Origin of the sequence: Polaromonas sp., assembly GCF_030682935.1 — a bacterium.
In the GTDB taxonomy this organism is placed as follows: Bacteria; Pseudomonadota; Gammaproteobacteria; order Burkholderiales; family Burkholderiaceae_C; genus Polaromonas.
On sequence record NZ_JAUXNA010000370.1, the window covers coordinates 1 to 8,602 of the forward strand.

Here is an 8,602-nt window from a genome sequence, read left to right on the forward strand (position 1 = left end):
TCTGGTGCAGCGCAGGTTGCCCGAAGCGCAGCGTAGGGACCCAGACTGCGGGTCGCCTTTCTTTGCTTACTTTCTTTGGCGAAGCAAAGAAAGTGAGTCGCATGCCGGGCGACTCCCGGCCAGCCCAAGCCCGCAAAGCCAACCCATGACCAACCAAATAACACGCTCTGGCCGCAGTCTGACTCCGCACCGGAAAACCGCCAAAAATAGAACAGAAAATCGGCTTGGCACTTATTCTGCGGGCATCAGTTGCTATGTTTTTAATAGTAGTTCAGGGCTTGTCGAGAAGTGTCCTGGCGGTGCGCAAAATCAGCGCCAGCGTGGCCTGCTGGGTCAGCGTGGCGGGCCGCAGCGAACTGGTGACCAGCGACAGGCGCGTGCGCAGCGGCGGCTCGGAAATCATGCGCACGGTAAACGCCGACGGTTTGATGGAGCTGGCGACGGCGTTGCGCGACAGCAGGGCGCAGCCTGCGCCATCGGCCACCAGGTCAAGAATGGCGGACACCCCGTCAATCTCCAGCGCTATCGTGGGCCGGCAGCCTATGCCCGCCATTTCGGCTTCCACATGCATGCGGATGGCGTTGGGCCGGCTGGGGATCACCAGCGGCAGTTTGGCCACGTCCCTGAGCGCAATCGGCGGCGGCGGCGGGTCCTCGGGCAGGCCGGGCGGGCGCGCCTGCACCAGCAGCAGGTCTTCGTCGAGCAGGGGCGTCATCTCGATGCCGGCGGCGGGCTGCGCGTTGTACAGCACCGCAATGTCCAGCCGGCCGTTCAGCAGCCATTCCTGCATCACCGCAGACAGCCCTTCGCTGATGGACAGCCGGGCGTCGGGCAGCTGCAGGCGGAAGGCGCGCGTCAGCGGCACCGTCAGCACCCGTGCCAGCGTGGGCGGCAGGCCAATCGCCACGCGCCCGGCCAGCGAGCCGCGCACGCGGCCCAGCTCTTCGCGCGCACGCTCCACCTGGTGCAAGATGCCGCGCCCGTGCGCCAGCAGCAGCTTGCCGGCCTCGGTGGGCGTGGCGCCGCGGCCGTTGCGTACCAGCAGGCTTTGGCGCAGCTCGACTTCGAGCAGCCGCACTTGCCGGCTCAGCGCGGGCTGGGCCACATCGAGCGCGATGGAGGCGCGCGTGAAGCTGCCGAGCTCGGCCACGCGCACAAAATATTCAAGTTGTTTGAGGTCCACGGCATGCAGTTTATCGGCATATCAAAGCCGGAGATATAGAGTTTTGTTCTAGCTGATAGTCGCGCGCTGCCCTGTTGCCGGGCTTGATAAATCCAGATAATCCACCCTATTATCAGAACTTCGAGGACGACAAACCCATGACTTCCCAGACGGCCATTCCCTGCCTGTTGATGCGCGGCGGCACCTCCAAGGGGCCGTTTTTCAACGAGGCCGATTTGCCGGCCGACATTCCCACCCGCGACAAGGTGCTGCTGGCAGCCCTGGGCTCGCCCGACAAGCGCCAGATCGACGGCTTGGGCGGCGCGCATCCGCTGACCAGCAAGGTCGGCATTGTGCGCAAAAGCACCACGCCAGGCGTGGACCTCGACTTTTTGTTTGCCCAGCTGCAGCCCGACAAGGACACGGTGGACACCACGCCGAACTGCGGCAACATGCTGGCCGCCGTGGTGCCGTTTGCGCTGGAAACCGGCCTGGTGCGGGCGCAGGGTACAGGTCCCGATGGCTGCAGCACCTTCCGCGTGCTCACGCTCAACACCGACATGCAGTGCGACGTGACGGTGCAAACGCCAGGCGGCGAGGTCGAGTACGAGGGCGACGCCCGCATCGACGGCGCGCCCGGCAGCTCGGCGCCCATCACCATCAACTTCCTGGACACCGCCGGCTCGGTCTGTTCCGGCCTGCTGCCCACCGGCCAGGTCAAGGACAGCATCACCGTGACCGGCGAGGGGTTTGAGCCGTTCACGCTGGACGTGACCTGCATCGACAACGGCATGCCGCTGGTGCTCTTCAAGGCCAGCGACCTGGGCCGCACCGGCTACGAGAGCGTGGCCGAGCTGAACGCCGATACCGAACTGAAGCTGCGCATCGAGGCGCTGCGGCTGCAGGTGTCGCTCAAGATGGGACTGGGCGACGTGAGCAAGAAGAACTACCCCAAGATGACGCTGATTGCCGCGCCACGCGATGGCGGCAGCATCACGACCCGCAGCTTCATCCCGCATGTCTGTCACGATGCCATCGGCGTGCTCGCGGCGGTCACGGTGGGCACGGCCTGCGTGCTCGACGGCTCGGTCTGCGACGGCGTGGCCGTGATGCAGCCCGGCGCCACCCAGCATGTGTCGGTTGAACACCCCACGGGCGAGTTCAGCGTGGCGCTGGAAACCGACCCGGCCAACCCGCAAAGCGTCACCAAAGCCGCGCTGCTGCGCACCGCCCGCCTGTTGATGCGCGGCGAGGTGATGGTGCCGCGCTCGGTGTGGCCAGGCCATTAATCAGAGACAACAAACAGGAGAACCCCATGAAGCAAGCCATGATCATCGACTGCCACGGCCACTACACCACGGCCCCCAAGGCGCTGGAAAACTGGCGCAACCAGCAGATTGCCGGGATTAAAGACCCTGCGATGATGCCCAAGGTGTCCGACCTGAAAATCAGCGACGACGAGTTGCGCGAGTCGATCGAGAACAACCAGCTGCGCCTGATGAAAGAGCGCGGCTCCGACCTCACCATCTTCAGCCCGCGCGCCAGCTTCATGGCGCACCACATCGGCGACTTCAATGTCAGCGCGACCTGGGCCGCCATCTGCAACGAGCTCTGCTTTCGCGTGAGTCAGCTGTTTCCCGACAACTTCATTCCCGCCGCCATGCTGCCCCAGTCCCCCGGCGTGGACCCGGCCAGCAGCATTCCAGAGCTCGAAAAATGCGTCAGGGAATACGGCAATGTCGGCATCAACCTGAACCCCGATCCGTCGGGCGGCCACTGGACCAGCCCGCCCCTGAGCGACCGGCACTGGTATCCGGTCTATGAAAAGATGGTCGAGCATGACATTCCGGCCATGATCCATGTGTCCACCAGCTGCAACGCCTGCTTTCACACCACCGGCGCGCATTACCTGAACGCCGACACCACCGCCTTCATGCAGTGCCTGACCAGCGACCTGTTCAAGGACTTCCCGACGCTGAAGTTCCTGATTCCGCACGGCGGCGGCGCCGTGCCCTACCACTGGGGCCGCTTCCGTGGGCTGGCGCAAGAGCTCAAAAAGCCCTTGCTATCTGAGCACCTGCTCAACAACATTTTCTTTGACACCTGCGTTTACCACCAGCCCGGCATTGATCTGCTCAACACCGTGATCCCGGTCAAGAACGTGCTGTTTGGCTCCGAGATGATTGGCGCGGTGCGCGGCATCGACCCCGAAACCGGCCATTATTTTGACGACACCAAGCGCTACATCGAAGCGTCAAAAATCCTGAGCGACGACGACCGCTTCCAGATATACGAAGGCAATGCCCGCCGCGTGTTCCCGCGCCTGGATGCGGCGCTCAAACTGAAAGGAAAATGATCATGAGCCTGAACCAACTGGGCGTTGTGAAACGCAACATCGTGCGCGCCGACAAGGCCGCCGTTGAAAAACTCTCGCGCTTTGGCGTGGCCACGGTTCACGAGGCCATGGGCCGCGTCGGCCTGATGAAGCCCTACATGCGCCCCATCTACAAAGGCGCCAAGATGTGCGGCACGGCGGTAACGATCTTGCTGCAGCCCGGCGACAACTGGATGATGCATGTGGCCGCCGAGCAGCTGCAGCCCGGCGACGTGGCCGTGGCCGCCTGCACCACCGACAATTTCGATGGGTTTTTTGGCGACCTGCTGGCGACCTCGTTCCAGGCGCGCGGCGCCATGGGCCTGATCATCGACGCCGGTGTGCGCGACGTGGACGAGCTGGAGAAGATGGGTTTTCCGGTGTTCAGCCGCGCCATCCATGCCAAGGGCACGATCAAGGCCACGCTGGGTTCGGTCAATATTCCGGTGGTGTGCGCCGGGGCCTTGGTCAATCCGGGCGACGTGGTGATTGCCGATACGGACGGCATCGTGGTGGTGCCCGCCGCCATCGCCCAACAAGTGGCTGACGCGGCCGAGGCACGCGAAAGCTTTGAAGGCGAAAAGCGCGCCAAGTTCGCCGCCGGCGTGCTGGGCCTGGACATGTACAAGATGCGCGAGCCGCTCGAAAAAGCCGGCCTCAAGTACATCGACTGAACCGCGAAAGACCTTCCCATGGAATTCACCAAAACCCCCGGCTGGCTCGACTGGTATGCCGGTCCGTCCAAGCCGAAATTCCAGCTGCCCGCAGGCGCGGTGGACGCGCATTGCCATGTGTTTGGCCCCGGCGCCGAGTTCCCCTATGCGCCCGAGCGCAAGTACACGCCCTGCGATGCGTCCAAGGCCCAGCTTTATGCGCTGCGCGACCACCTGGGCTTTGCCCGCAACGTGGTGGTGCAAGCCACCTGCCACGGCGCCGACAACCGCGCCATGGTCGATGCGCTGGTCAATTCAGGCGGCAAGGCGCGCGGCGTGGCCACCGTCAAGCGCACGGTGAGCGATGAAGCGCTGCAGGCCATGCATGCGGCCGGCGTGCGCGGCGTGCGCTTCAATTTCGTCAAGCGCCTGGTTGATTTCACGCCCAAGGAAGAGCTGATCGAGATTGCCAAGCGCATCAAGCCGCTGGGCTGGCATGTCGTCATTTACTTCGAGGCGGTGGACCTGCCCGAGCTGTGGGACTTTTTCACCACGCTGCCGACCGACGTGGTGGTCGATCACATGGGGCGCCCCGATGTGAGCCAGCCGGTCGATGGCCCGGAGTTCGAGCTGTTCGTCAAATTCATGCGCGAACACCCCAACGTCTGGAGCAAGGTCAGCTGCCCCGAACGCCTGTCGGTGACCGGACCGAAGGCTTTGAATGGCGAACAAAATGCCTACCAGGACGTGATTCCGTTTGCCAAACGCATCGTGGAAGAGTTCCCGGGCCGCGTGCTCTGGGGCACCGACTGGCCGCACCCCAACCTGAAAGACCACATGCCCGACGACGGCCTGCTGGTCGACTTCATCCCGCACATCGCCACCACGCCCGAGCTGCAGCAAAAACTGCTGGTGGACAATCCGATGCGCCTCTATTGGCCCGAGGATGTCTGAAACTTTGCGGGATAGACCAAGAATTGCGCAGCAATTTTGCTCTGTCCTCAACTGACTAAAGGAAATTCATGTCTTTGAATAAACCGTACCTCGATGTTCCCGGCACCACCATTTTTGATGCCGAACAAAGCCGCAAGGGCTACCACCTGAACCAGTTCTGCATGTCGCTGATGAAGGCCGCCAACCGCGAGCGCTTCAAGGCCGACGAGCGGGCTTACCTCGATGAGTGGGCCATGACCGAGGACCAGAAACAGGCCGTGATCGCGCGCGACCTGAACCGCTGCATTTCGCTGGGCGGCAACATCTACTTTCTGGCCAAGATCGGCGCCACCGATGGCAAGAGCTTCCAGCAGATGGCCGGCAGCATGACCGGCATGACCGAAGAAGAATACCGCGACATGATGATCGCTGGCGGGCGTTCCGCCGAAGGCAACCGCGTGGTCGGCGAAGACGGCGATGCGCAAGCCCAGCACCAGCCCCAGGGCAAATCCAGCAAGAAAGCGAGCGCCTGAACATGGCCAAAATCACCGCCAGCGTTTACACCTCCCACGTCCCGGCCATCGGCGCCGCGCTTGACCTGGGAAAAAGCAACGAGCCCTACTGGCAGCCCGTGTTCAAGGGCTACGAGTATTCCAGGCAGTGGATGAAGGACAACCAGCCCGACGTCATTTTCCTGGTCTACAACGACCACGCCACGGCCTTCAGCCTGGACATGATTCCGACCTTTGCCATCGGCACGGCGGCCGAGTTTGAGCCCGCCGACGAAGGCTGGGGTCCGCGCCCGGTGCCCTTGGTTCTAGGCCACCCGGAGCTGGCCGCGCACATTGCGCAGTCGGTGATTCAGGACGATTTCGACCTGACCATCGTCAACAAGATGGACGTGGACCACGGCCTGACCGTGCCGCTGTCACTGATGTGCGGCCAGCCCGAGGCCTGGCCCTGCCCGGTGATTCCGTTTGCCGTCAATGTGGTGCAGTACCCGGTGCCCTCGGGCAAGCGCTGCTTCAACCTGGGCAAGGCTATCGCTAAGGCGATCGAGTCGTTTGACAAGCCGCTCAATGTGCAGATCTGGGGCACCGGCGGCATGAGCCACCAGTTGCAGGGTCCGCGCGCGGGGCTGATCAACCGCGAGTTTGACAACGCCTTTCTCGACCGCCTGATTGCCGACCCCGAAGGCCAGGCCAATGTGCCGCACATCGACTACGTGCGCGAAGCCGGCTCCGAAGGCATCGAGCTGGTCATGTGGCTGATCGCCCGTGGCGCCATGGCCGACGTGGCCGGCGGCAACGCGCCCAAGCTGGTGCACCGTTTCTACCATGTGCCCGCATCCAACACGGCCGTCGGCCACCTGATTCTGGAGAATACCTAAATGAGCAAAACCATCAAAGTCGCACTGGCGGGCGCCGGTGCCTTCGGCATCAAGCACCTGGACGGCATCAGGAACATAGCCGGCGTGGAAGTGGTCTCGCTGATCAGCCGCGACCTGGAAAAAACCCGGGAAATTGCCGCCCAGTACGGCATCAAGCATGTTTCTACCGAACTGGCCGACGCCTTGGCCCGGCCCGAAGTGGACGCCGTTATTTTGTGCACGCCGACGCAAATGCACGCCGAACAAACGCTGGCCTGCCTGAGGGCCGGCAAGCATGTGCAGGTGGAAATTCCGCTGGCTGACACTCTCAAGGGCGCTGAAGAAGTCGTGGCACTGCAAAAGCAGACCGGCCTGGTGGCGATGTGCGGCCACACCCGCCGCTTCAACCCCAGCCACCAGTACGTCCACCAGCAAATCACGGCCGGGAAATTCAACATCCTGCAGATGGATGTGCAGACCTACTTTTTTCGCCGCACCAACACCAACGCGCTGGGCCAGGCGCGCAGCTGGACCGACCACCTGCTGTGGCACCATGCCGCCCACACGGTGGACCTGTTTGCCTACCAGTGCAACAGCCCCATCGTGCAGGCCAATGCCATGCAGGGGCCGATTCACCCGGTGCTGGGCATTGCGATGGACATGTCGATCCAGCTCAAAGCGGCCAACGGCGCCATCTGCACGCTGAGCCTGAGCTTCAACAACGACGGCCCGCTGGGAACCTACTTCCGCTACATCGGCGACACGGCCACCTACCTGGCCCGCTACGACGATCTGTTCACCGGCAAGGAAGAACAAATCGACGTCAGCCAGGTGGCCGTGTCCATGAACGGCATCGAGCTGCAAGACCGTGAATTCTTCGCCGCCATCCGGGAAGGCCGCGAGCCCAATGCCAGCGTCGGCAAGGTGCTGGCCTGCTACCAGGTGCTGCACCAGCTGGAGCAGCAACTCAACGCCAACGCCTGACGCGGCAACAAGCCAATGCAACAAAGACAATTAGGCCCCTTCAGCGTCTCCGCCATCAGCCTCGGCTGCATGAACCTCAGCCACGCCTACGGCGCGCCCGTGTCCGCCGAACAGGCTGAGCGGGTGCTGCTGGCCGCGCTCGATGCCGGCGTGACCATGTTCGACACAGCGGCACTCTACGGCTTTGGCGCCAACGAAACGCTGGTCGGCAAGGTGCTGGCCCAACACCGCAGCCGGTTCACCCTGGCCAGCAAATGCGGCATGCAGGGCGTGGACCTGGCGGGCGACGGCAAGCTGGTGCGCGTGATCGACGGCCGGCCCGAGACCCTTCGCGCCACCTGTGAAGCGGCCCTGAAGCGCCTGCAGACCGACGTGATCGACCTCTATTACCTGCTCCGCTGGGACAAGCAGGTGCCGATCGAAGACAGTGTGGGCGCGTTAGCCGACCTGGTGGCTGCCGGCAAGATCCGCAGCATCGGCCTGAGCGAAGTGTCGGCCACCACGCTGCGCAAGGCCCACGCCGTGCATCCCGTCACGGCGCTGCAGACCGAGTATTCTCTGTGGACGCGCAACCCCGAGATTGCCGTGCTCGATGCCTGCCGCGAACTCGGCGTGGCCTTTGTCGCCTTCAGCCCGGTGGCGCGCGGCTTCCTGTGCGGGGCGCTGCAGGACGTCAGCACGCTGGACGCCAAGGACATTCGCCGCAGCATGCCGCGTTTCGCGCCCGACAACTATGCCGCCAACCTCAAGCTGCTGGATGGCTACAACGCCATCGCGCAGGAAGCCGGCTGCACGCCCGCCCAGCTGGCGCTGGCCTGGCTGCTGCACAAGGGCGAGCACATCATCCCCATCCCGGGCACCACCAGCGTGCCGCACCTGCTGGAAGACCTGGGCGCCGTGGATGTGAAGCTCAGCGCCGAAGTGATGGTCCGGCTGGAGGCCCTGATCAACGAAAAGACCGTGGCGGGCAGCCGCTACAGCGAGCAGGGCAACCGGGAGGTGGATACCGAGGTGTTTTAGCCGGGAGCGGCTGCGCCAGGCGGACGGGGTGGCCCCGGCCAGGGCTGGCGTTACCACGGCTTCGCGCGGGGCGTGCAGCCAGCGGTGCGCACGGCAATGGCGAGCTG

At 63.8% G+C, this 8,602-nt stretch carries 9 protein-coding genes; 8 read left to right on the top strand and 1 reads right to left on the bottom strand.

Annotated features, from left to right (window positions below):
- Positions 1-271: 271 nt before the first annotated feature.
- On the bottom strand, positions 272-1,183 hold the full coding sequence (locus tag Q8K05_RS17005) for a LysR substrate-binding domain-containing protein (RefSeq protein ID WP_305247796.1): 912 nt from the start codon (positions 1,181-1,183) through the stop codon (positions 272-274).
- A gap of 137 nt (positions 1,184-1,320) precedes the next feature.
- Between Q8K05_RS17005 and Q8K05_RS17010 the strand changes: the two genes are divergently transcribed.
- From Q8K05_RS17010 to Q8K05_RS17045, 8 genes are all read left to right on the top strand, one after another.
- Positions 1,321-2,451: a 4-oxalomesaconate tautomerase gene (locus tag Q8K05_RS17010; RefSeq protein WP_305247797.1), complete on the top strand. Its 1,131-nt coding sequence runs from the start codon at positions 1,321-1,323 to the stop codon at positions 2,449-2,451.
- A 38-nt stretch (positions 2,452-2,489) separates the two neighbouring features.
- The gene (locus Q8K05_RS17015; RefSeq protein WP_305247804.1) at positions 2,490-3,518 is read left to right on the top strand and encodes an amidohydrolase family protein; all 1,029 of its coding nucleotides are present in this window, start codon (positions 2,490-2,492) and stop codon (positions 3,516-3,518) included.
- Positions 3,519-3,520: 2 nt separating this feature from the next.
- A complete protein-coding gene (ligK, locus tag Q8K05_RS17020) occupies positions 3,521-4,210 on the top strand; it encodes a 4-carboxy-4-hydroxy-2-oxoadipate aldolase/oxaloacetate decarboxylase (protein ID WP_305247798.1) in 690 nt (229 codons plus the stop codon).
- A gap of 18 nt (positions 4,211-4,228) precedes the next feature.
- Positions 4,229-5,143, top strand: coding sequence for an amidohydrolase family protein (locus Q8K05_RS17025; RefSeq protein ID WP_305247799.1), 915 nt, complete (start codon positions 4,229-4,231; stop codon positions 5,141-5,143).
- A 68-nt stretch (positions 5,144-5,211) separates the two neighbouring features.
- Positions 5,212-5,655 carry a protocatechuate 4,5-dioxygenase subunit alpha gene (gene ligA / locus Q8K05_RS17030; protein ID WP_305247800.1) on the top strand — a complete coding sequence of 148 codons (444 nt, stop codon included), beginning with the start codon at positions 5,212-5,214 and terminating at the stop codon, positions 5,653-5,655.
- A 2-nt stretch (positions 5,656-5,657) separates the two neighbouring features.
- The gene (locus tag Q8K05_RS17035; RefSeq protein WP_305247801.1) at positions 5,658-6,512 is read left to right on the top strand and encodes a class III extradiol dioxygenase subunit beta; all 855 of its coding nucleotides are present in this window, start codon (positions 5,658-5,660) and stop codon (positions 6,510-6,512) included.
- The gene (locus Q8K05_RS17040) at positions 6,513-7,475 is read left to right on the top strand and encodes a Gfo/Idh/MocA family oxidoreductase (RefSeq protein WP_305247802.1); all 963 of its coding nucleotides are present in this window, start codon (positions 6,513-6,515) and stop codon (positions 7,473-7,475) included.
- 15 nt (positions 7,476-7,490) lie between these two features.
- Entirely contained in the window at positions 7,491-8,495 is a 1,005-nt protein-coding gene (locus Q8K05_RS17045) for an aldo/keto reductase (RefSeq protein WP_305247803.1), read from the top strand.
- Positions 8,496-8,602 lie beyond the last annotated feature (107 nt).